Below are 21,710 nucleotides of genomic sequence, written 5' to 3'. Positions count from 1 at the left end.
TCAGAGGCGACAAGCATAAGCCGAACCAACCGGAAAGGCGTACTTTGCCTTTTTGGTTGGTTTGACTTATGACCTCGAGCCTCTAGCCGCCGTAGCTGGACAGTCTCATAATAATCTAGAGGGGTCCTTCTTTTTCAGGAAAGAGAGAAGAGATAGGATCGGTTGAATTTGGGACGCATCGATAGATAAATCTGGATAAGGTCGATAAAAATAAAAAACGGTTGATAAATCCGAATAATGGTCGATAAAAATACATAACGGTTGATAAATCCGAATAACGGTCGATAAAAACACATAACGGTCGATAAATTCCCCTTACGAATCTGAGCTACACACAAAATTCCCCCTATAAAACTAGGAGTGCCGTCGAACGGCCTCCTATTTTACTTCTACTGAATGGTCCTTATTCATTTTTTTCAACATCCATGCAAAGATAGGAAGTTCGGAAAAGAGCATTCCAATAACGATCAGTCCACTTCCAGTAATAGCCAGCGCCCCCAAACGTTCATCAATCCACAAATAGGAGCAGAAAGCGGCGAAGACAGGCTCCAATGTGAATATGATTGCCACTTTTGAAGGAGTCGTATATCTTTGAGCAAAGGTTTGTGTAATAAACGCCAACAAGGTAGCTAATAAAGAAGTGATCAATAATGCGGTGATTACTTCTTTATTCGTCAATGCTCCATTATTCAGTACAACCTTTGGATGTTCCCATATAAATGCACATCCCATTGAGAGGATTCCCACCGTGCATAATTGCACCGTTGTTAATAACAGGAGGGAAGCTTTCTTTGTGAAATAGTCCGTGTAAATGATATGAAGGGCAAATCCAAACGCACAAATGAATACCAAGGCATCGCCGATGTTAAATGCCTGGGAATGGCCTGCCATAAGTAGGTAAAGCCCTATGGCTGCTAAGATGGATCCAGTAATAGCCCCTTTAGAAGGATGACTCTTAAAGAAGATAAATAAAAATAGTGGAACCATCACCACACTTAATCCCGTCACAAACCCGGCTTTAGATGGGGTTGTAAAAAGGAGCCCAAGTGTTTGAAAGGCATATCCGATAAATAAGAATGAACCTAAAATAACACCGTACCAAATGGACCGCTTGATAATCGGCGTTCTTTTTAATGCCAGGACCACAACCAATGGTAAGGCAGCCAACAGAAAGCGGATGCCATTAAACATGAAAGGGGGGAGGAATTCTATGGCCGATTGAACAACCACGAAGGTAGCCCCCCAAATAAATGCAACACAGATTAAGGCGATATCAGCAAGTCGTGACAAACGCATCCTCCTCTAGTTCAGATGGATGGCTTTTCGAGCCAGTTCATCCGCTGCTTTATTTTCTTTACTAGGTATCCATTTTACGAAGAAAAGATTCATTTGCTTCGTCATGTTCAATATATCGTTAAGGTATGGTTTATATTGCTCATTCCGTACAAATTCCTTCTCTATCGCTTGAACAACTGCTTGAGAATCAGTCCGCAGCCACACGATATCTGCTTGTTTTTCCAAACAGATTTCAAGTGCTTTCTTGCAAGCGATGAATTCAGCTTCATGATTATCCATGCTCCCTAAAGGAATGGAGTGTTTTTCCACTGCACCGTTGTTTTTAATAAAGATACCGGCTCCGCTTGGACCAGGGTTGCCAGCACTTGCTCCATCAATATTTACTTCTAGCAAATTGATTCACCTCAAACACATCTGGAATATTAATATAGTAGCATAACTAAGAGTCATCAAGGAGAATATTTGGTCACTGTTTACTTTGGATACTCTTATTTTGGGTCTTTTGACAAGGCTGTTTTCGTAAACATTGTTACTTTTGGATATAGAGAGTAGTGGGTGATTACAGCGAGAGGTGCTCGCTTTCCGCGGGGCTGGCAATGAGCCTCCTCGGGCTTCGCCCTGTGGGGTATCAAGATCCAGCTACGGCGGCTAGCCCCTCGAGGTCATACGTAAAATCAACCAAAAAGACAAAGAACGCTTTTCCGGTTGATTTTACGTATGCTTGTCGGTACTGACCAAGCCACCTCCGCTTTTCGTACTGTCCAGCATGTCCCACAGGAGTTGAGAACCTGCAGGGAGAATCAACTGTATAAGCATAAATGTTTTAAGAATAACAACAACCTTTGCGAAAAGAACGTTTGACAAAGATGATTGTCATTAAGTGTGTGCTCCCTGGGAGAGGAACTGCTGCACGTTCTAAGGAAGTGCTGCCAAGCTCATTTCCGTATCATCCCATATTCTTCGGAAATCGTCAGGGTGTGGTTGAAATAGTAATACCAGTTGCATAATAATAGTCATAACGATCATTGCGGAAAATCCAAGCCAGGCATCAATTATGAAAAGTTAAATGAAACAATAGTCATTATTATACAAAGAAAAAGAATGTAGACCAATAAAATGGAGAAAACGGAGTGAATGACAATGCAAATGAAGATCAATTTTAAATATAAAAGCAAAACAACTTCCGATTTGTGGTTTGAATCTGGTTATTTCCCACGGAAAGAAACATTGATTCATGTGGATGACCTTATAAAAACGGGAAGGGTAATGGATCTTGAGATCATGGATGAAATGGGTAATTCATGGACCAGGAAGGAATTTATCAAACTGAATCAAGAGTTAGAGAAGGAACCGGAAAATATCGTTGTTTTCTTTGATGGAGGATATGATAAGGAATCTTCGTTTGCAGGTGCAGGGAGTGTCATTTACTATGATAAGGGCGGGGAATCATTCCGTATTAGAAAAAATGACCTCCTTGAAGGGATAGAAGATAATAATGAAGCTGAATATGCAGCCCTGCACATTACACTTCGACTGCTTGAAGAAATCGGGGTGAAAAATGTACCTTGTACCATACATGGGGACTCCCAGGTGGTAATGAAACAGCTCGGAGGGGAGTGGCCATGCTATGAAGAAGGTTTAAGCAGGTGGCTCGACCGGATCGAAGCGCTGATTCATAAGCTTGGGCTGAAACCCAACCTGGTCGTCTTGAACAGAAAAGACAACAAAGAAGCTGACAAGCTTGCCAACCAGGCTTTACAAGGCACCAAGGTCCACAGTAATAAACGATTAGAATAATTTCTTCCTGTACGATATACTCTATAAATAAAACCGGCCATTAATTAAGCGTGACATATCTAGGAGTGATCACATGAATCGAAAAGAAGTGGTGGATAAAGTGGATGAGCTCATAGACACCTACTGTAACGACTGTTTACTTAAAGCACACTTTCGTAAAGAGTATGGCAAAACGCATGCTCATCGCTTTTGTATAGAGCAGTGCACCATAGGCGAACAGATACGCAATTACGGAGAACGTTTGAATCAAAACAATTCGTATCCAAAATGAAGGGCAGCCTGTCACGGCTGCCCTTCATCATGTTGATCTATTGTTTTGTGCGATTATAATTTGACTACGTTTGCTGCCTGTGGCCCACGAGTTCCTTCTACTACTTCGAAAGAAACTTCTTGACCTTCTTCTAATGATTTGAATCCTTCACCTTGAATCGCTGAGAAGTGAACGAATACATCGTCTCCACCTTCAACTTCGATGAATCCAAAACCTTTTTCATTGTTGAACCATTTTACTTTACCATTTTGCATGTTAGAATCCTCCTAAATCGTTCAAGCACGTATGTGCCTTTGGAAAATATTTTTCACGAAATGAATGATTCTCATGGCTTAAAAACGAGCATGAAAATCCATCACTTCAATGATGTCTTTACTATACAATAGGAGGATTTTTGAGTCAACATTTGTCATTTTAATGTTTTATGGAAGAAAAGTTCGGGAAAGGTGCTATATTTACGGATGATGAAAAGTCAGGTATTCCTGGCTCGGGTTGTATTCATTCTTTACTTATAGTAAACTTTTAATGATATTTATGGAAATTTGGAGGGTGAAGAATGCCTACACCAAGTATGGAAGATTATATAGAACAGATTTATATGTTAATTGAGAACAAAGGTTATGCCAGAGTATCGGATATAGCAGAAGCTCTATCTGTCCACCCCTCCTCCGTTACCAAGATGGTGCAGAAGTTAGATAAGGATGATTATCTCATTTATGAGAAATACCGGGGTCTGGTACTGACTCCAAAAGGGAATAAAGTAGGAAAACGATTAGTATACAGGCATGAACTATTGGAGCAATTTCTTCGTGTCATTGGAGTAAAAGAAGAACATATTTATGAAGATGTTGAAGGCATTGAACACCACTTAAGTTGGGATTCCATAGACCGAATTGGAGATCTCGTACAATTTTTCGAAGAAGATGAAACCCGGTTAGAGGGGCTACGGACGATTCAAAACAGAAGTGAGTAGTATACAATGGATCGTTTCTCTACATAAGACATTGAGAAACATGGATAAAAGGCCTTTCACATGTGAAAGGCCTTTTTGAATGGGAGAGGGATTAAAAAATGGTGGGATAGTCGTTAAAACTTCCGTCCTGAACGGACATACTCGTTAACTCCGTTTCTCCCCATTCATTTTCATGGAGTGTGACTCCTTGAAGCAAGCCCTCAGAAGCTTCCAATACTGCTTTTCGATAGGAAATAATTCTGCCGGAAGACGTTTGGAAACTGATTATATCACCATGATAGTTTCTTTGGACTTTAGAGATTCCTTCCATATGACATCACCCTTCACTTTTAGTCTATAGAAGTAGTATGAACAAATCAGAAGTGAAGCATAAGCTTCATCATTAAAAACGGTATATAGTTTACATAATAATATTATTTTTTTCTTTTATGGATATTATGATTCTAAAAAAGAAGGATTTCGCAGGATGGATTGAGAATATAGAACAGAATAGAAAAAATGTTGAGGTGTACATATGAAAAGTTCAGAGTGGCATGTGAGTGCCAAAAACCGATGGGAAGATAATGCTGATTCTTGGCATTCAAAAAGTGTAGATATGTGGACTGATGGAAGCAGAAAGGCTGTTATCCCCTTTTTCCATAACAATACAGGGGATGTTCAAACGGTCGCGGACTTAGGTTGCGGTGATGGTTATGGTTCTTTTCTTCTATATGAAAAAGGGTATGTTGTGACAGGGATGGACTTCTCCACTAACATGGTTGAAATCGCGAGGAAACAGGAAAGGGAAAACTTGTCATTCACCCAAGGAGATTTGCGTTCATTGCCATTCCAGGACGGACAATTCGATAGTGTGATGGCGATCAATTCAGTGGAATGGACGGAAAATCCATTGCATACCCTTAATGAAATTGAGCGAGTCGTATCAGAGGATGGATACATCTGTATCGGCCTTTTAGGCCCTACTGCCCACCCAAGGGAAAATGCTTTTCCCCGTCTTCATGGGGAAGAGGTGATTTGTAATACGATGATGCCTTGGGAATTGGAGAAGCTTGCCGAGTACAAAGGGTGGAGGAAAGTTGCTGAGGATTGGATCTATAAAAAAGGTGTGAATCCTTCTGTAACAGACTCTCTTTCCAATGATTTGAAGCAGGCATTGACGTTTACAACATTGTTTATGTTCCAAAAATAAGGTGAATGATCGATCCAGTATTGGATCGATCATTCACCTTATTTGGTCACTTCATTTGCCATTTCTGTTTTTATGCGTTTAAACTGCAAGGGATGATGAAACCAGCCTACATAACTTTTCTCGAGAGAATTGTTGTGGGAGTATACCCATGTAGCTTTAAAAGGGAAACTCCTTCCTTTTCGAAAACGCAAATCAATCCACCTAACTTCCAATATGTTTTTCCTTTCTACTACTTTAGGATAAACAAAAGACGTACTTGTAATGAAATTGGAAATATCTTGGTTATGCTTTGAAACCTCAATCCATGAGTTATATGGAGGAGTGGCCTTCTTAAGAATGGTATCCACATCAAGTTGACCCCACGTATATCTCCCCAAAATGTAATCAGAGTCTAATTCAATGATTACTTGCCATGAATATAGATCCATGTTAGGGATAATCTTCATTCTTCTGCCGTGAATGAAGTTTGTGGACAATTGATGGTAAATAAAGGATCGAAATGTAAAGCGCAATAGTAGATATACAGAAACGATGAGATAAACAATGAGAAACGATTTTCCTGGGGGATGGCCAGCGAGTACAAGCATAAGTCCCACAGAATGCATAAAGAAAATGAAATAGTCAAACAGTGGAATAAAATCAAGACTGATCCATTTTTTTGTAAAGGGACGTAACGCCTGAGTACCGTGAATATTAAATACATCTGTTAGAACATGGATGGTGACGGCTATCAGATTCCATATGAATAAATGCTGGAGGAACTCAGGGTTTTCAATGAATGGTATAAACCCGGCGGTAATAAGAAAAGCCCACAGAGGCAGCATAACCAATGAGTGGGAGAATCCTCTGTGAAACTTATAATACTCACTTTTACCTTTTAATTTAGCAGCATAATCGAAGTCAGGAGCATTCGAAGCCAGAATACATGATAGATAAACAGGGAGTGGCTCCCCGATCAATGATGGATCTAATGACGCCAATGAACCAATACCAATGCCGAAAAAGATGTGTGTCGATGTTTCCATGTCACATTCTCCCTTCAAATGAATAGCTCTTCTGATGATCATGCCGGAGGATGTCATTTACGATGGAAGTGCAGGCATGTTCTTTATAGACAGAATATACTTTTCTGGACAATGAATCTCTGGTATTTTTATCGTATAAACAACGATCTATATTCTCCAGGAAATCCTTATCGGATGTATAAGTGAGGGCCGCCCCCTTCTGGAAGAAGTAGTTGGCATTTTCATTCTCCTGGCCTGGTGCCGGCTTAAAAATGATGATTGGCAGTTTATAAGACGCCGCTTCTGTTAACGATAGGGCCCCTGACTTTGTGATAAGGCAATCTGTTAACGAGTAAAGTTTTGCTATTTGAGATACATATCCGTAAATGTGGACATTCGGACTTTTTATGGATTTTTTTAAGTGGGAATACAACTGCTCGTTCTTCCCACACACAACGGCAGCTTGAACGTCATGCTTTAGAGACAGGGATGTCAAGATAGGTTCGATATTAGGAATTAAACCTAAACCACCTCCCATAAGGGTGACAGTTTTTCGTTCTGGAGAAAGACCAAAATGTTTATAATGATTTTCATTAGTCCGTTGAAAGGCAGACCTGATGGGTAAGCCGCTGACAATGATTCGTTTATTTTCTACCCCATAAAATAGCAAGGTCCTTTTGACGTGTTCACTTGCCACATAATATTTCTCAATCATGGGATGGATCCACAATGGATGTGCGCAGTAATCCGTGATAACCGTATATGTAGGTATGTTAAAGGAAGGGCGAAGGCGTAAATATGGTGCTGCATGTAGTGGGAATGTCGTCACAATGAAGGATGGTGAATAGGTTTCAACAAGTTTTAACAGTCTCTTCTTACCTAAATGTTGATAGAAATAACTTAACCCCTTGGAGGAAAGTTTGTCTGTACCATAATAAAATGCTTTGTAAATAGGAGTGCCGAATTTAGAATACCCCTTTTTTAATAAATTTTGAGCTAATGAGTGAATGGCAGGGTATGCTTCACCATATAGGTCACAGATGTATACGCGTAGTCCTTGTTTTCTGAACTTATCAGCAAGGGTTTCAGCGGTCTGGATATGTCCTTCACCAAAATGTGCTGTCAATATGAGAACAGGCTTCTCGTGTCTCAAGTTTATTCCCCCGATCAAAGGCAAAATGGTGATGAGATAAGAGCAAAAGAAATGATTTATGGTGTAAAATAAAGAAACACTATACTATAAGATTACAAATGGATTGTAAATGTTGTTTGTGGTTAAACATGCTTTTTTGTAAAAAATGGCGTGCTGCACCCGGGGATGCAGTTACAGCTAATATTAGATATAGAGGGTGAAAGAACGTGACAACGACGAAGAAAAAACTGAAATCGGATATTGAGATTGCTCAACAATCTATTCTAAAGCCCATTCTGCAGATTGCTGATAAAGTAGGGCTTAGAGAAGACGACATAGAGCTTTACGGTAAATATAAAGGGAAAATATCCTTTGAAGCGATACATAAACTAAAGGATCATTTAGAAGGGAAATTAATCCTTGTTACATCGATCAATCCGACACCCGCAGGGGAAGGGAAATCGACAGTGACTGTAGGACTCGGTGATGCTTTAAACCAGTTGAATAAAAACGCGATGATTGCCATGAGGGAACCCTCTCTTGGACCTACGATGGGGATCAAAGGGGGAGCAACAGGTGGAGGTTATTCTCAAGTGCTTCCAATGGAGGACATTAACCTCCATTTCACCGGAGATATTCATGCCATATCCACAGCGAACAATGCATTGGCGGCGTTGGTGGATAATCACATTCACCAGGGAAACGAGTTGAACATTGATCAGAGAAGAGTGGTATGGAAACGTGCAGTCGATATGAACGACCGTGCCCTGAGACAAATTGTAGTCGGGCTTGGAGGGCCAGTTCAAGGAATACCGCGTGAAGACGGATTCGATATTACGGTTGCATCGGAAATCATGGCGGTTTTATGCTTATCTCAAGATATCGGGGAATTGAGAAGAAGACTGTCGCAAATGGTCGTTGCTTATAACACGTTAAAACAACCGGTGACCGTTGAGGACCTGGGAGTGGAAGGTGCGCTGACCTTATTGCTGAAGGATGCATTGAAACCTAATCTCGTACAGACGATCGAACATTCACCAGCCCTTATTCACGGGGGGCCATTTGCGAACATCGCCCACGGTTGTAATAGCGTCATGGCGACGAAAGCAGCTTTGAAGCTTGCAGATTATGTGGTGACAGAATCGGGGTTCGGAGCAGATTTAGGTGCGGAAAAATTCATGAACATTAAATCACGGGCAGCAGGTATCGCTCCGGATGCCGTTGTACTGGTTGCCACCATCAGGGCTTTGAAAATGCATGGAGGGCAAACGAAAGATAAGCTTCAAACGGAAGACCTTCAGGCTCTTCAACATGGCCTTTCCAATCTAAAGAAGCACATGGAAACCCTGGAGCAATTCAATGTTCCTATTGTCATTGCCGTCAACCGTTTCGTGTCCGATAGTGACAGGGAAATCGATACTTTGATCAAATGGTGTGAAAAACAGGGTGTAAAGGTTTCACTCACTGATGTGTGGGCCAAAGGTGGCGAGGGCGGAATCGACCTTGCACAAAAAGTACTACTCGAAATTGAAGGAAATACAAAGGATTTTACTCCCCTTTATGAACTGTCTGATTCCCTGGAAGTGAAAATTGATACGATTGCGAAAAAAGTATACGGAGCGAGCGGGGTGGACTACACAGTCAAAGCAAGAAAGCAGCTGGAAGAGTTTGAAGAGCAAGGATGGGGCGTACTTCCCGTCTGTATGGCCAAGACTCAATACTCACTCTCTGATGATCCCGCAAAGCTGGGTCGACCGGAGAATTTCCACATCACAATCCGTGAACTGAAGCCAAAAATCGGAGCTGGATTCATCGTCGCCATGACAGGAGAAGTGATGACGATGCCGGGACTGCCTAAACAACCAGCTGCGTTCGGTATGGATGTGGATGAAAAAGGGCGGGCAATCGGATTGTTTTAACGATTGGTAAGAGAAAGGGGAGGAGATTATGTTTGACCCGACAGCTTTTGATAACTTGAAGGTCGTTTTTGAAGGAGCAGTCTACGATCTTGATTTAACAGGGGAAGTTCAAATTATCGATCGCAAGGACTTGTTTGATTTTGCCCGTTATGAACGCTGTTATCAAATTCATTATTCATTACCAGGTAAGAAATCATTTTTTATAGAGTTTCATTTGAAGGCGGATATGGGACATTTCCTGGCCGAAAGGCACCTGATGACAAAAAAGAACACGGCAGGTGCAGACATCAGGATTGTCTACAAAGGGGATGTAAAGGTTCACCTAGGTCGACAGCTCCTGGAAGAAATATGGGGGGAAGATAAACTATGGGAGTGGAAAGAAGTGAACTCCTCAACGACACCCACTTTCTATGAGGGAATCCTAACCTTTAACCGGGTGATAACTGAGGAAATGGTCGATGATGTTCTCCAGATGATTTCATTCTCGGTTGACACGCTGCAGCAGCTTGACCGAAAGGACTTCTAGTGCGAAGAAGAGCTCATATATATAGAAAAAAGGGGATTTTAAGATGAAAATAGCATGGGTAACCGATAGCACGGCATTTGTTCCTGATAAGAGAGATCATGACATCTTTGTGGTACCAATGAGCATCATCTTTGGGGATATTGAATATAAGGACGGCATAGATCTGTCACCTGAAGAATTGTTTGCAAAATTAAGGGACGAGCATGTGGAAGTGAAAACCTCCCAGCCTTCCATCGGCACGTTTAAGGAATTATTTGAACAGTTGGCAGTGGACTATGACTATATCTTCTCTATTCATGTTTCATCCCATTTCAGCGGTACATATTCTTCTGCCCATCAGGCTGCAGATCTATTAAAAGAAACGGTACCGAATATCATCTGTATTGACTCGAAAATCCTTTCGAATCCATTAACAGAATTGATCCAATATGGTCAACGGTTACTGAGTGAAGGCGAAGGTCCACTCCAGATAAAAGAATCTATTGAAGCAAGGATCCCCACTTGTGAGACATATGTAATGGTGGGCAGCCTCGAACAGCTTCATAAAAGTGGGCGGATGGGCGGTCTCTCTTTCTTCCTGGGAAGTGTCCTCAAAATAAAGCCCATGCTTTCTATAGAAAATGGCAAACTTGATGTGAAAGACAAAGTAAGGAGCATTAAGAAAGGCTTGTCCAGTATGAGTCACCGGTTGGACTGTGCTCTTATAGACAGTGACATTCGGAAAGTATCCGTGCTACATGGATTAAACCGGGAAGAAGCAATGGAGTGGGTAAATGAACTGCAAGCAAAGTATCCAGAAATTGAATTTGGTGCATATCCACTAGGCGCAGTGATCGGCGTACACGCCGGTGAAAATACTATAGGTATAAGCTGGTTTGCTGAAAACGACTGAAATGGATCGAAAAAGGAGTGATGTGAAGAGTCATGCATCCACTCCTTTTTATTCTGGTAAAACATCATATTTGTTACAATGGAAGAGAGGGTGAAATGATGGAACGAAAAGAACTGGACGAGATCATAGAATATTTAAGATACGAGTATATTGGTGAGTCGACTGGACATGATTGGTATCATTTAGATCGTGTGAGGAATCAGGCTCTTAGAATCGCAAGGGGAGAACAGGTTTCGAATACATATATCATTGAACTTGCTGCGTTGCTTCACGATGTACCCGACGAGAAATTCGTTGAAGAAGAGGAAGGCAAAAAAAAGCTGGATCATATTCTGTCAGGTCTCTCCCTTAGTGAAAGCGAGAACGCACTACTGAAATCGATCATTTATTCCATCTCATATAAAGGTGGTCATGAAGCGACACTGACCTCCAAAGAAGCCGAAATCGTAAGGGACGCTGATCGTCTGGATGCCATAGGTGCCATCGGTATCGCCAGAACGTTTGCTTATGGAGGCAAGAAAGGCAGATCAATGTATAATCCGGGTTTTCAGGTCAGATCGAACATGAGCTTAGAGGAATACAGAAATGGGGATAGCTCGAGCATTCATCATTTTCACGAAAAATTATTGAAGTTGAAAGACTTGATGTGCACAGAAACCGGAAAGGCATTGGCTGAGGAACGGCATGAATTTATGCTGCGATTTTTAGAGCAATTTAATAGAGAATGGACTGGTAAAGAATGAGAATGTTTACAGCTGAGAATCTTTCTAAAACCTATGGAGAGAAAACTCTGTTTAAAGATATATCCTTTTCGATTACTGAAAAGGAAAGAGTCGGATTGATTGGAGTAAACGGTACGGGTAAATCAAGCCTGTTGAAACTGATCGCCGGCATGGAAGAATATGATACGGGAGAGCTTACAAAGCCGAACGACTATCATATAGCATACCTTCAACAGGAACCTGTATTCGATGGGGAATTAACTGTGCTTCAACAAGTTTTCCGTGGTGAGGCCAAGATCATCCAGGCTATGAGGAACTATGAAATGGCCCTGTTGGACATGGAAAAGAATCCTGAAAGCACACGGGTACAAGACAATTTATTCGAAGCACAGAAGCAAATGGATATCCTGAATGCATGGGATGCAAGCGCAAATGCAAAAGCTATTTTGACCAAACTCGGCATTCACGATTTCGGGAATAAAATGAATGAATTATCCGGAGGGCAAAAAAAGAGGGTGGCACTGGCAGGTGTCCTGATTGAAACTCCTGATTTATTAATACTGGACGAGCCGACCAACCATTTAGATTATCAGTCCATCAAGTGGCTTGAGGACTATTTGGGCAAATATAACGGGTCCGTATTACTGGTGACACATGATCGCTATTTCCTGGATAAAGTCACGAATCGAATATTTGAATTGGATGGGGGAAGGTTGTATTCCTATAAAGGGAATTATGCTTCCTTTATCGAGGCGAAAGCCTCACGTGAGGAAGTAGAGCGCCAATTATCCGAAAAGCAGCAAAATCTCTATCGAAGAGAACTAGCTTGGATGAGAAGAGGTGCTAAAGCGAGAACGACAAAACAGAAGGCCCGTATCCAACGATTTGAACATTTGGAGGATACGATGTCATCAGGGCCATCTACTGGTCAGGTTGACATGGCGATCGGTGGAAACCGATTGGGTAAACAGGTTTTTGAGTTTAAAAATGCATCAAAACGGTTTGAAGACAAGCAGATATTAGACGGGTTCTCTTTTCTGATAAAGCCTAAAGACCGTATCGGGATTATTGGGAAGAACGGAAGCGGTAAATCAACATTCCTAAATCTCCTTGCAGGGACAGATGATCTTACCAATGGTGAATTGACCAAAGGGCAAACTGTTAAAATAGCCTACTATACCCAAGGTCACGAAGAACTTGATGAAAACATGCGCATGATTGAATATATAAGAGAAGCTGGGGAGTTCATCACCACGGATAAAGGAGAACAAGTCTCTGTAACATCAATGCTAGAAAGGTTCCTTTTCCCCATGAGCACGCATGGGACATTGATTCGAAAGCTTTCAGGTGGGGAAAAGAGAAGGCTCTTCCTATTGAAGCTATTAATGTCAAAGCCTAACGTGCTGTTGCTCGATGAGCCTACGAACGATTTAGATACAGAAACCCTCACTGTACTGGAAGATTACATCAATGAATTTTCCGGTGTGGTGATAACCGTTTCTCATGATCGATATTTTTTAGATAAAACAGCAGAGCAGTTGCTGGTGTTTAATGGGGAAGCAGAGATCGATTTATATTTCGGAGAATATACGGAGTATCTGGAAAAGAATGAATTGAAAAGTAAGAAGCAGGAGACAGGAACGAAGGCAGAGGCCATACCTGTGAAAGAAGAGAAGGAAAAAGAGAAAAAACGATTATCTTATATGGAGAAAAGAGAGTGGGATGAAATCGAAGATAAGATGGCCGATATTGAGAGTAAAATAGAAGAAACGGATGCAGAATTACAAAAAGTCGGCAGCAACTTCGAACGTGCACAGCAACTGATGAACGAGAGTGAAAAGCTCAATGAAGAATTAGAGAAGCTCATTGAAAGGTGGACGTACCTCTCTGAATTTGCCGAATAGGCCTCTTCATTTAAGGCATCGCTTATACTGTGTTAGAATGATCAGTATATGAATTGTTTATTGAAAGGGGTAAAAAGCTTGAGGATATTATCAATTGAACCGACTCCAAGTCCCAATACGATGAAAGTTCTGCTTGATCAGGAACTGAAAGCCGGGAAGAGTAATAATTATAAAAAAGGCGAAGCTGAGGGAGCACCTCCCGTCATTAAAGACATTCTGTCCATCGACGGAATAAAGGGAGTCTACCATGTTGCGGATTTCTTAGCCGTTGAACGAAACGCTAAATTCGATTGGCAGGAGCTCCTGCCAAAGGTAAGGGAAGCATTCGGTGAAGATGCTAGAAAGCAGGAAAGTGAATCTCCCATGGAAGAACATTACGGTGAAGTGAATGTCAGCGTTCAAATGTTCAAAGGTATCCCGATGCAAGTCAAAGTAACCGACGGGGAACAAGAGAAGCGTTTTTCACTTCCAGCACCATTCCTTGAAGCGATTGGCCAGGCTCAAAAAGATGGGGATAATGTTGTCCTTCTCAGAAAATGGAAAGATTATGGCATTAGGTACGGTGACTTAGATGAGATTGGTCTCAATGTGACGGAAGAACTTATTGCAGCATATCCACCTGATAGGCTGACAGCACTTATCGAAGATGCCAAGGAAACAACAGATACGAAGGGACCACTGATCTACAAGAAAAAGCAAAAGGTCAGCGTCTCTGACTTTGAGGCACCTGATTGGCAAACCAGATACCAGAAGCTTGATTCCATGGAGGATCCGACTTTGGAGGATTTACCTCTCTTAGGGAAAGCACTCGAGGATGAGAAGGTATCCATCCGTCGGTTGGCGGTTGTGTACTTGGGAATGATAGAAGATGAAAAAGTCCTTCCATTATTGTATAAAGGACTGCACGATAAGTCGGTAACTGTAAGAAGAACGGCTGGAGATTGTCTATCTGATTTAGGATTTGAGGATGCCATTCCGCAAATGATTCTTGCCTTAAAAGATAAGAGTAAACTGGTTAGATGGCGTGCGGCTATGTATCTCTATGAAGTCGGGGATGAGTCTGCACTGCCTGCTTTAAAACAGGCGGAAAATGATCCTGAATTCGAAGTGAAGCTTCAGGTTAAAATGGCGATTGAACGAATTGAAGGTGGCGAAGAAGCAAAAGGCTCTGTTTGGAAACAAATGACCGAAGCTCGCAACCAATAAAATAGAGAGGAATGATGAACCATGTCTATGGCATATGAAGAATATATGAGACAGTTGGTTACACCGATGAGGCAGGAATTGACACAAGCAGGCTTTAAGGAATTGAGGACTGAAGAAGAAGTCACGAATTTTATGGAAAAAGCAGAAGGGACGACGCTGGTTGTCGTTAACTCTGTTTGCGGATGTGCAGCTGGACTTGCAAGACCTGCTGCTACTCAATCCGTCATAACTAATGAAAAAACACCTGACAATCTTATAACGGTGTTTGCGGGTCAGGACAAAGAAGCGACTTCCAAGATGAGGGAATATTTCACAGGGTATGAGCCATCTTCACCATCCATGGCCGTACTAAAAGGAAACAAAGTCGTTCACTTCATTCCAAGAGAGGAAATCGAAGATCACGACGTTTCTTCCATCATTTCAAACCTGGTGACTGCATTTAATGAGAATTGCTAGGTGAAACATTCGAAAAGGGAGCGGGTGAGAGAGTCATCCGCTCTTTTTTTGTAGTAGGATAGTCAAATGAGAGAAAAACGCATGATCAAAGGAGAGTCATAAGTGTTTGTCACGACCTGTGGTAGAGCAAATCAGAACGTAATAGAAAAAGCGCAACTGGCAGCCGATATCCTCTCTATCCCCTATATCCCGAGGAAAAAAAGGTCGATCCGCTACCATATGAAAAACGTTGATCAGGACTGCCTGGTCATTGGAAAAGAACGATTGGAACTTCATACGAGGAATGAAGAAAGTGAGCCATTCTTCTTTCACCCAAACTCAGCCTCTTTTCGAATCAAAAGGATCTTACGGGGAGAGAAAGACCCCCTTATTGAAGCAGCCGATCTGAATGAAGGCATGACTTTCCTCGACTGTACCCTTGGACTGGCTTCAGATAGTATCATTGCCAGTCATGTGGTTGGTGAAGAGGGAAACGTAACCGGTATTGAAGCCAATAAATACATTGCCCACATTCTCCTTCATGGACTTCAGGAGTGGGATTCCCCACTTCCAGAATTAAATAGGGCCATGAGACGAATAACCGTCATCAATGGACCATTTCATGAAGAATTAAAGAAGTTCGGGAATGACGCTTTCGACGTCGTATACATTGATCCGATGTTTGAGGAGGCTTTGACCGACTCCCATGGTATCAATCCTATCAGACAATGGGCAAGTTATACAGGTGTTACAAAAGAAGGGATTGAAGAGGCGAAGAGAGTAGCCAAAAAGCGTGTGGTTTTAAAAGAACAATTTCAGTCACCTCTTTTCGAAGAGCTGGGTTTCGAAGTATTGAGAAGACCATCCGCCAAGTTTCACTTTGGGGTGATCCGGTTATAACGGACCAAATAAAATAGACAGGCATCACTCGCCTGTCTACACTCATAAGTATTAATCAGTAAACCCTAGTACAATAAAATAACCTAACAGAAGTATGTATCCGATATTGATCATAATTCCAGTATCCATTTAGTTATCCTCCTTACAAAGTATCCTCATTAATATACTACCACATAAAGATTTTTATATCCTACAAAAAAATGAAACCTTTTTCACTTTTTATTCGTAAGAAGTAGTATAATAATAGACGTAATACATAGGAAAGGACGTTATCTATGTCAATCTGGCTCAAAAAGTCGTTTTTTATACTACTATCCATCCTGACATTTGGACTTGTATCTCCATCACAAGCCTTCCTGAATGAAGGGAATCATGCACTTGCGAAAAATAATGGCAAGCCTTCATCTGTGGAATCTACTACGGAAGAAGCAAGAGAAGAAGAGCCGGTCATTTCGCATGATGTGTTTATAGAAACGATGCTGGTACAAGCCGAGAAAAATGCTTATGAAAAGTTTGGGACAAAGATTAAACCGGTCATTGAAGATGAGTTCAGATCCTTGATCCTCCCAAAAATCGAAGTAGCGATAGCGGATACAGCGGCACAATTTCCAGAAGAAGATTTAACGTCTCTTACCATATCTGAAGTACCTCAATATGCCAAGACCGAGAAGATCTTTCACATCTATGACGAGCGCTCTGGTGAAGATGTCATTCGATTTCATGTAAGGAAAGATCATCCGCCAAAGGATGGCTATTATTTCAATTTTCATTACCATACGGTACATGATCAATTCCAGACGCACCATGAACTCGGAAGCATATATTGGGATAAAAATACACCACCTCAATGGATGAGCGTATCCTAACCTAACATATAGTCAAAGGGAGCAAGTACGTGATCGAGCGTACTTGTTTTTTTTGTGACCGTTTTCGTATTGGAAATATTCTTTCCTAAAATCGCATCTATCATTATGGTAAAATAGTAATGGATATGAGAGAAATGTATTCAAAATAGGAAAGGATGGCTATAGTGAAACGAACCTTTATCATCCTGCTGATTCCGTTCACTCTTCTGATTCTCTGGACCCATACGAATGCCGATTATAACGGTACCCTTCTAAAACACTCTCCCCTAAAAACACGAATGAATCTTCAATCCAGCAAACCATTGGATAACATGATCCTTTTACCAGAATCCAGCTTTGATCAAGAAGAGGCGATCCGGATGATTAAAAGGCTGGACCATATTCCTACACCGTTGTTGGAGTCTGCCGAGTCGAAAGATATTAAAATAAGGCTGTTTCAAAATAAATTAACCGATTTTTCTACGACAAGTCACTTGAAAGGAGTCACTCCAAGAGGGTACACTAATAAAAGCATTACGTGGGATGATGTCCCCGGAATAGGAGGTTCCAAGCTTGTGTTGGTTAAGATTGGTCATAGTGAGAAAGGAAAGGGGCACAACTCCTATAATTTGGAACTTCATGAGACGGCCCACAGCATCGATCGCTATGTCTTAACGGACCTTTATTACGAGTTGGAATTCATGCCACTTTGGAAAAGGGAAGCACCCCGGTTATTTCCGGATGAACCCTACTTCCTTCAATACGAAGAAGAATATTTTGCTGAAACATTTGCTATGTACTATTTAAATTCTGAAACTAGGAATCTATTAAAGGAAAAGGCACCCGCAACATATCGATTCTTTAAAGAACTATAAACTAAAAAAGGTGTGGTCAATGTGAAGCAGTATTTAGATTTATGCAAACATGTACTGGAAAATGGGACGAAAAAGGAGGACAGGACAGGGACCGGTACAATCAGTACGTTTGGTTATCAGATGCGTTTTGATCTGCAGGAAGGATTTCCTCTTGTTACAACGAAAAAGCTGCATGTCAAGTCTATCATCCATGAACTACTATGGTTTTTAAAAGGAGATACGAACGTAGCCTATCTTCAGGAAAACGGGGTCCGCATATGGAATGAATGGGCCGATGAAAATGGGGAACTTGGCCCTGTATACGGTCATCAATGGAGATCCTGGTCTGCTTCGAATGGCGAAACCATCGACCAGATTACAAACCTCATCGAAACAATCAAACATAATCCTGACTCAAGACGAATGATCGTCAGTGCATGGAATGTCTCCGATGTAGATCATATGGCTTTGCCGCCTTGTCACTGCCTGTTCCAATTCTATGTTTCTGATGGGAAACTATCCTGCCAGTTGTATCAACGCTCTGCCGATGTTTTTCTGGGCGTTCCATTTAATATTGCTTCATATGCTTTATTAACGATGATGGTGGCTCAGGCTTGTGATTTGGAAGCAGGGGAGTTCGTCCATACATTCGGTGACGTGCATATCTATCAAAATCACCTTGAACAAGTAAAGTTACAACTTTCAAGGGAGCCAAAACCATTGCCAAAACTAACGATAAATCCTGAAGTGAAAGATATCTTCGGTTTCAGCTTTGAAGATTTCACACTAGAAGGCTATGATCCACATCCACATATTAAAGGAGTCGTGAGCGTATGATTTCATTTATATGGGCAATGGATCAGAACCAGCTGATCGGGAAAGACAATGGACTTCCATGGAGACTTCCGGAAGATTTGAAGTTTTTTAAAAAGACGACGAATGGGCATGGAATTGTAATGGGGAGAAAGACCTTCGATTCTATTGGGAAACCGCTGCCGAATCGTGAAAATGTCATTTTGACCAGAAATGAGAATTTCAAACCGGAAGGCTGCCTGGTTCTGCATTCTGTAGAAGAAGTGGTGAAATGGTCAGAAGAAAGGGGCGGCGAAATCTTTATCATGGGTGGGAGAGAAATATACAAGCAGTTCATCCCTCATGTAGAGAAACTATACGTCACTGAAATCCATCATGAGTTTGAAGGGGATACGACCATGCCTTCCATCCCTTGGGAAGATTTCATCTGCACGTCTTCTGATAAGGGGATAAAGGACGAAAAGAATCCATATGATTATGAATTCAAAGTATACCAAAGAAAATAGAGTAATCATCAGGTGAAGCTCAACTTATAGTCAGCTTCACCTATTTTTTATTCTCCCATCAGTTGGGTTCCTGTATAATAAGATAAGGAATATCAGGGAGGATAATACTGTGTTTAGAATGATAAATGTATTGATTTATATGGGACTGTATCTTCTATACAGCATACCCACGCTTCAAAAGGTAAAGAAACTAGACGAAAATTTGACCGTAGAGAAACAGGACTTGATCATTCATGAACTGCCTAAGAGATGGTCCAGGGGTATTATGAAACGTACTGGAAGTAACGTACATATTAGTGGGCTGAAGTCGATTCCAGTGGGGCCTGTCCTTTTTGTAGCCAATCATGCAGGGGACTTTGACATTCCAGTCCTTTTGGGTTCCATCCCCAAACCTTTTGGTTTCATTTCGAAGATAGAAGTGAAGAAACTGCCGATCATAAGCGACTGGATGATGATGATCTCGTGCATTTTCATTGATCGTAAAAATCGGAGACAGGCTGTACAGTCGATTCGTGAAAGTGTAGAAGTACTTAAAGAAGGTCACTCTCTATTAATCTTCCCAGAAGGCACAAGAAACAAAGGGGGAGCCTTAAAGGAATTCAAGACAGGAGGAATTCGTATGGCGAAGGACGCCGGCGTCCCGATCGTCCCCATTGCGATAAGGGGAACGGCTGATATGTTCGAGAATCAGCGCCGTGGTATCAAGCCATGCGATATATACGTCGAAATCCTTCCATCCCTTTCGTCTGCTTACGTTGCTGAAGCAGACGTAAAAACATTATCAATCGAGGTGCAAGGAATCATTCAAGCTTCATTAGACCAAACAAGAAAAGCTTCATAATAAAAAGCCCGGCCATTGGCTGGGCTTTTTATTGAAGGCTAATTACTTCGGCATTTTATACATTTTGGTTAGGTGAGGAATATGACATTAATTTTGTTTAAGTTAATATACTATGAAAGTTGATTGGAGCGGAAGGTGCTCGACTCCTGTGGGAAAAGCGGGACAGGTGAGACCCCGCAGGCGAAGCCGAGGAGGCTCACCGCCCGCCCCATGGAAAGCGAGCACCTGGAGCGCAAATCAGCCACTACTCGCTTCTTTATAACAAAAAAATGATTAGAAATAGCCTTATTGAAATAAAGGATTTAATTAGACATAGAACAAGATACAGAAGTACATAAACCCGCTTCCAGCAAGTACAAATAGATGCCAGATGGCGTGATTATACGGAAGCTTATTCCACACATAGAAAATGGCACCTACAGAATACATGATTCCGCCTGTTAAGAGAAGTCCGAATCCTGCACCGGTCAAACTCGCATACAATGGTTTAATGGCAATGATCACAAGCCAGCCCATTACGAGATAGAAGAGGGTGGATACCACCTGATAGCGCTGAACGAAATAACACTTGAATACAATCCCCACAACGGCAAGGCCCCACACGATCCCGAACAACGTCCATCCCAGTGCACCACGCACACTGACAAGCATAAAGGGTGTGTACGTTCCTGCAATCAGGACATAAATGGCCGAATGATCCAGAATAGCAAAAAGATTTTTCACCTTTGAAGGCTTAAAGCTATGTAAAAGGGTTGAAAATAGGTAAAGAAGAATCATGGAAGCTCCGAAGATAGAAAAACTGACGATATGCCATGCTGAACCTTCATGAACGGCGAAAATAATTAACATCACTAAAGCAGGGATGCTCAGGATCAATCCGATTCCATGCGTGATGGCGTTAGCAACTTCTTCTTTCCAATTGGAAAAATCGAAATCATATGTCAAAGAAGACACATCCTTTCTACGTTCATTAACCGAGTGATTTATATCCATCATAATCCTCTTTTCATGATTGTGCAATCATTAACATAGTAAAGGGTTAAAGTATTGAGTTGGATTCATTTTTGGAATGATGTATATTAAAAAAATAAGATTGCTTTCGTAAACATTGTTGCTTTTGGATGTGGAGAGTAGTGGTTGATTACAGCGAGAGGTACTCGCTTTCCGCGGGGCTGGCGGTGAGCCTCCTCCGACTTCGCACTGTGGGGTCTCAAGATCCAGCTACGGCGGCTAGCCCTTCGAGGTCATAAGTTAAATGGACCAAGAAGGTAAAAAAACGCCTTCTTAGCCCATTCAACTTATGCTTGTCGGGGCTGACCAAGCCGCCTCCGCTTTTCTGTCCACCTGCAGCGAGAATCAACTGCCTAAGCATAAATGTTTCAGTAATACCAGTGTAAATGTCAGAATAACTTACACCAACTCTTTTTTTCTTGTAGTTGCAGTGACCAATTATAGTGAATAGTACTTAAGCTCTTCTTAATTGATATTCACGAACCATTTTGCTCTGTCAATACTTGCTACAGTAGAGGGGGAAGGGAACTGTGGAGACTCCTACGGAAAACGGGCGTGCCGAGACCCCGGAAGCGTTTTTGCACTGGACCCAAAAAGTTGGACACTTATTTTCTATGCAGCTAATTCGGTGTTAACTCGATAAGCTACCGGACTTTTTCGTTTTAACCTTGATT

The 21,710-nt window shown here is 41.6% G+C and carries 24 protein-coding genes; 17 read left to right on the top strand and 7 right to left on the bottom strand.

What is annotated here, in order from left to right:
* Positions 1–378: 378 nt before the first annotated feature.
* Positions 379–1,296 carry a DMT family transporter gene (locus ACIGG7_RS21470; protein ID WP_397550996.1) on the bottom strand — a complete coding sequence of 306 codons (918 nt, stop codon included), beginning with the start codon at positions 1,294–1,296 and terminating at the stop codon, positions 379–381.
* Between the two features lie 6 nt (positions 1,297–1,302).
* Positions 1,303–1,689, bottom strand: coding sequence for a reverse transcriptase-like protein (locus ACIGG7_RS21465; RefSeq protein WP_224940443.1), 387 nt, complete (start codon positions 1,687–1,689; stop codon positions 1,303–1,305).
* A 747-nt stretch (positions 1,690–2,436) separates the two neighbouring features.
* On the opposite strand from ACIGG7_RS21465, the gene ACIGG7_RS21460 reads away from it, so the two are divergent.
* Positions 2,437–3,093 carry a reverse transcriptase-like protein gene (locus ACIGG7_RS21460; protein WP_224940444.1) on the top strand — a complete coding sequence of 219 codons (657 nt, stop codon included), beginning with the start codon at positions 2,437–2,439 and terminating at the stop codon, positions 3,091–3,093.
* A gap of 73 nt (positions 3,094–3,166) precedes the next feature.
* Positions 3,167–3,364: a zinc-finger domain-containing protein gene (locus ACIGG7_RS21455; protein ID WP_224940445.1), complete on the top strand. Its 198-nt coding sequence runs from the start codon at positions 3,167–3,169 to the stop codon at positions 3,362–3,364.
* 53 nt (positions 3,365–3,417) lie between these two features.
* Here the strand turns inward: ACIGG7_RS21455 and cspD are convergent, their stop codons facing one another.
* Positions 3,418–3,618 carry a cold-shock protein CspD gene (gene cspD / locus ACIGG7_RS21450; RefSeq protein ID WP_224940446.1) on the bottom strand — a complete coding sequence of 67 codons (201 nt, stop codon included), beginning with the start codon at positions 3,616–3,618 and terminating at the stop codon, positions 3,418–3,420.
* 302 nt (positions 3,619–3,920) lie between these two features.
* Between cspD and mntR the strand changes: the two genes are divergently transcribed.
* A complete protein-coding gene (gene mntR / locus ACIGG7_RS21445) occupies positions 3,921–4,337 on the top strand; it encodes a transcriptional regulator MntR (RefSeq protein ID WP_224940447.1) in 417 nt (138 codons plus the stop codon).
* A gap of 91 nt (positions 4,338–4,428) precedes the next feature.
* Here the strand turns inward: mntR and ACIGG7_RS21440 are convergent, their stop codons facing one another.
* Positions 4,429–4,647, bottom strand: coding sequence for a DUF3892 domain-containing protein (locus ACIGG7_RS21440; RefSeq protein ID WP_224940448.1), 219 nt, complete (start codon positions 4,645–4,647; stop codon positions 4,429–4,431).
* Between the two features lie 204 nt (positions 4,648–4,851).
* Here ACIGG7_RS21440 and ACIGG7_RS21435 point away from each other — a divergent pair, with 204 nt between their 5' ends.
* Complete coding sequence (locus ACIGG7_RS21435) at positions 4,852–5,526, top strand: class I SAM-dependent methyltransferase (protein ID WP_397550995.1); 675 nt, start codon at positions 4,852–4,854, stop codon at positions 5,524–5,526.
* A 38-nt stretch (positions 5,527–5,564) separates the two neighbouring features.
* On the opposite strand, the gene ACIGG7_RS21430 is transcribed toward ACIGG7_RS21435, so the two are convergent.
* Together ACIGG7_RS21430 and ACIGG7_RS21425 are read right to left on the bottom strand one after the other, a co-directional pair.
* Complete coding sequence (locus ACIGG7_RS21430; protein ID WP_397550994.1) at positions 5,565–6,551, bottom strand: metal-dependent hydrolase; 987 nt, start codon at positions 6,549–6,551, stop codon at positions 5,565–5,567.
* 1 nt (position 6,552) lies between these two features.
* Positions 6,553–7,683: an MGDG synthase family glycosyltransferase gene (locus ACIGG7_RS21425; protein WP_397550993.1), complete on the bottom strand. Its 1,131-nt coding sequence runs from the start codon at positions 7,681–7,683 to the stop codon at positions 6,553–6,555.
* Positions 7,684–7,889: 206 nt separating this feature from the next.
* Here ACIGG7_RS21425 and ACIGG7_RS21420 point away from each other — a divergent pair, with 206 nt between their 5' ends.
* The 13 genes from ACIGG7_RS21420 (at position 7,890) to ACIGG7_RS21360 (ending at position 20,025) form a co-directional block, all read left to right on the top strand.
* Positions 7,890–9,581 carry a formate--tetrahydrofolate ligase gene (locus ACIGG7_RS21420; protein ID WP_397550992.1) on the top strand — a complete coding sequence of 564 codons (1,692 nt, stop codon included), beginning with the start codon at positions 7,890–7,892 and terminating at the stop codon, positions 9,579–9,581.
* 28 nt (positions 9,582–9,609) lie between these two features.
* The gene (locus ACIGG7_RS21415; RefSeq protein WP_397550991.1) at positions 9,610–10,107 is read left to right on the top strand and encodes a hypothetical protein; all 498 of its coding nucleotides are present in this window, start codon (positions 9,610–9,612) and stop codon (positions 10,105–10,107) included.
* 43 nt (positions 10,108–10,150) lie between these two features.
* On the top strand, positions 10,151–10,999 hold the full coding sequence (locus ACIGG7_RS21410) for a DegV family protein (protein ID WP_397550990.1): 849 nt from the start codon (positions 10,151–10,153) through the stop codon (positions 10,997–10,999).
* Between the two features lie 95 nt (positions 11,000–11,094).
* A complete protein-coding gene (locus ACIGG7_RS21405; protein WP_397550989.1) occupies positions 11,095–11,742 on the top strand; it encodes an HD domain-containing protein in 648 nt (215 codons plus the stop codon).
* Complete coding sequence (locus ACIGG7_RS21400) at positions 11,739–13,625, top strand: ABC-F family ATP-binding cassette domain-containing protein (RefSeq protein ID WP_397550988.1); 1,887 nt, start codon at positions 11,739–11,741, stop codon at positions 13,623–13,625. Before ACIGG7_RS21405 ends, ACIGG7_RS21400 begins: the two co-directional genes overlap by 4 nt.
* Before the next feature lie 78 nt (positions 13,626–13,703).
* Positions 13,704–14,831 carry a conserved virulence factor C family protein gene (locus ACIGG7_RS21395; RefSeq protein WP_397550987.1) on the top strand — a complete coding sequence of 376 codons (1,128 nt, stop codon included), beginning with the start codon at positions 13,704–13,706 and terminating at the stop codon, positions 14,829–14,831.
* Between the two features lie 21 nt (positions 14,832–14,852).
* Complete coding sequence (locus ACIGG7_RS21390; RefSeq protein WP_397550986.1) at positions 14,853–15,287, top strand: BrxA/BrxB family bacilliredoxin; 435 nt, start codon at positions 14,853–14,855, stop codon at positions 15,285–15,287.
* Positions 15,288–15,389: 102 nt separating this feature from the next.
* Entirely contained in the window at positions 15,390–16,166 is a 777-nt protein-coding gene (locus ACIGG7_RS21385) for a class I SAM-dependent methyltransferase (protein WP_397550985.1), read from the top strand.
* A 275-nt stretch (positions 16,167–16,441) separates the two neighbouring features.
* Positions 16,442–17,032 carry a YpjP family protein gene (locus ACIGG7_RS21380; RefSeq protein ID WP_224940460.1) on the top strand — a complete coding sequence of 197 codons (591 nt, stop codon included), beginning with the start codon at positions 16,442–16,444 and terminating at the stop codon, positions 17,030–17,032.
* Positions 17,033–17,187: 155 nt separating this feature from the next.
* Positions 17,188–17,886, top strand: a complete 699-nt coding sequence (locus tag ACIGG7_RS21375) for an anthrax toxin lethal factor-related metalloendopeptidase (protein WP_224940461.1) — start codon at positions 17,188–17,190, stop codon at positions 17,884–17,886.
* A 21-nt stretch (positions 17,887–17,907) separates the two neighbouring features.
* Entirely contained in the window at positions 17,908–18,702 is a 795-nt protein-coding gene (locus tag ACIGG7_RS21370; RefSeq protein WP_224940462.1) for a thymidylate synthase, read from the top strand.
* Entirely contained in the window at positions 18,699–19,184 is a 486-nt protein-coding gene (locus ACIGG7_RS21365; protein ID WP_224940463.1) for a dihydrofolate reductase, read from the top strand. Before ACIGG7_RS21370 ends, ACIGG7_RS21365 begins: the two co-directional genes overlap by 4 nt.
* A 118-nt stretch (positions 19,185–19,302) precedes the next feature.
* A complete protein-coding gene (locus tag ACIGG7_RS21360; RefSeq protein ID WP_397551018.1) occupies positions 19,303–20,025 on the top strand; it encodes a lysophospholipid acyltransferase family protein in 723 nt (240 codons plus the stop codon).
* A gap of 306 nt (positions 20,026–20,331) precedes the next feature.
* Here ACIGG7_RS21360 and trhA read toward each other — a convergent pair whose 3' ends face one another.
* The gene (trhA, locus tag ACIGG7_RS21355; protein WP_397550984.1) at positions 20,332–20,970 is read right to left on the bottom strand and encodes a PAQR family membrane homeostasis protein TrhA; all 639 of its coding nucleotides are present in this window, start codon (positions 20,968–20,970) and stop codon (positions 20,332–20,334) included.
* Between the last annotated feature and the right edge of the window lie 740 nt (positions 20,971–21,710).

It is taken from the genome of Rossellomorea sp. NPDC077527, from assembly GCF_044542955.1.
Taxonomy (GTDB): domain Bacteria; phylum Bacillota; class Bacilli; order Bacillales; family Bacillaceae_B; genus Rossellomorea; species Rossellomorea aquimaris_E.
The sequence above is the reverse complement of the archived record's forward strand: the minus strand, read 5'-3'. Positions and strand labels throughout refer to the sequence as shown.

Coding starts and splice junctions, on each gene's coding strand:
- ACIGG7_RS21470 (WP_397550996.1), bottom strand. CDS start 1,296: ATGCGTTTGTCACGACTTGCTGATATCGCCTTAATCTGTGTTGCATTT.
- ACIGG7_RS21460 (WP_224940444.1), top strand. CDS start 2,437: ATGCAAATGAAGATCAATTTTAAATATAAAAGCAAAACAACTTCCGAT.
- ACIGG7_RS21455 (WP_224940445.1), top strand. CDS start 3,167: ATGAATCGAAAAGAAGTGGTGGATAAAGTGGATGAGCTCATAGACACC.
- cspD (WP_224940446.1), bottom strand. CDS start 3,618: ATGCAAAATGGTAAAGTAAAATGGTTCAACAATGAAAAAGGTTTTGGA.
- mntR (WP_224940447.1), top strand. CDS start 3,921: ATGCCTACACCAAGTATGGAAGATTATATAGAACAGATTTATATGTTA.
- ACIGG7_RS21440 (WP_224940448.1), bottom strand. CDS start 4,647: ATGGAAGGAATCTCTAAAGTCCAAAGAAACTATCATGGTGATATAATC.
- ACIGG7_RS21435 (WP_397550995.1), top strand. CDS start 4,852: ATGAAAAGTTCAGAGTGGCATGTGAGTGCCAAAAACCGATGGGAAGAT.
- ACIGG7_RS21430 (WP_397550994.1), bottom strand. CDS start 6,551: ATGGAAACATCGACACACATCTTTTTCGGCATTGGTATTGGTTCATTG.
- ACIGG7_RS21415 (WP_397550991.1), top strand. CDS start 9,610: ATGTTTGACCCGACAGCTTTTGATAACTTGAAGGTCGTTTTTGAAGGA.
- ACIGG7_RS21410 (WP_397550990.1), top strand. CDS start 10,151: ATGAAAATAGCATGGGTAACCGATAGCACGGCATTTGTTCCTGATAAG.
- ACIGG7_RS21405 (WP_397550989.1), top strand. CDS start 11,095: ATGATGGAACGAAAAGAACTGGACGAGATCATAGAATATTTAAGATAC.
- ACIGG7_RS21400 (WP_397550988.1), top strand. CDS start 11,739: ATGAGAATGTTTACAGCTGAGAATCTTTCTAAAACCTATGGAGAGAAA.
- ACIGG7_RS21390 (WP_397550986.1), top strand. CDS start 14,853: ATGTCTATGGCATATGAAGAATATATGAGACAGTTGGTTACACCGATG.
- ACIGG7_RS21380 (WP_224940460.1), top strand. CDS start 16,442: ATGTCAATCTGGCTCAAAAAGTCGTTTTTTATACTACTATCCATCCTG.
- ACIGG7_RS21375 (WP_224940461.1), top strand. CDS start 17,188: ATGGCTATAGTGAAACGAACCTTTATCATCCTGCTGATTCCGTTCACT.
- ACIGG7_RS21365 (WP_224940463.1), top strand. CDS start 18,699: ATGATTTCATTTATATGGGCAATGGATCAGAACCAGCTGATCGGGAAA.
- ACIGG7_RS21360 (WP_397551018.1), top strand. CDS start 19,303: ATGATAAATGTATTGATTTATATGGGACTGTATCTTCTATACAGCATA.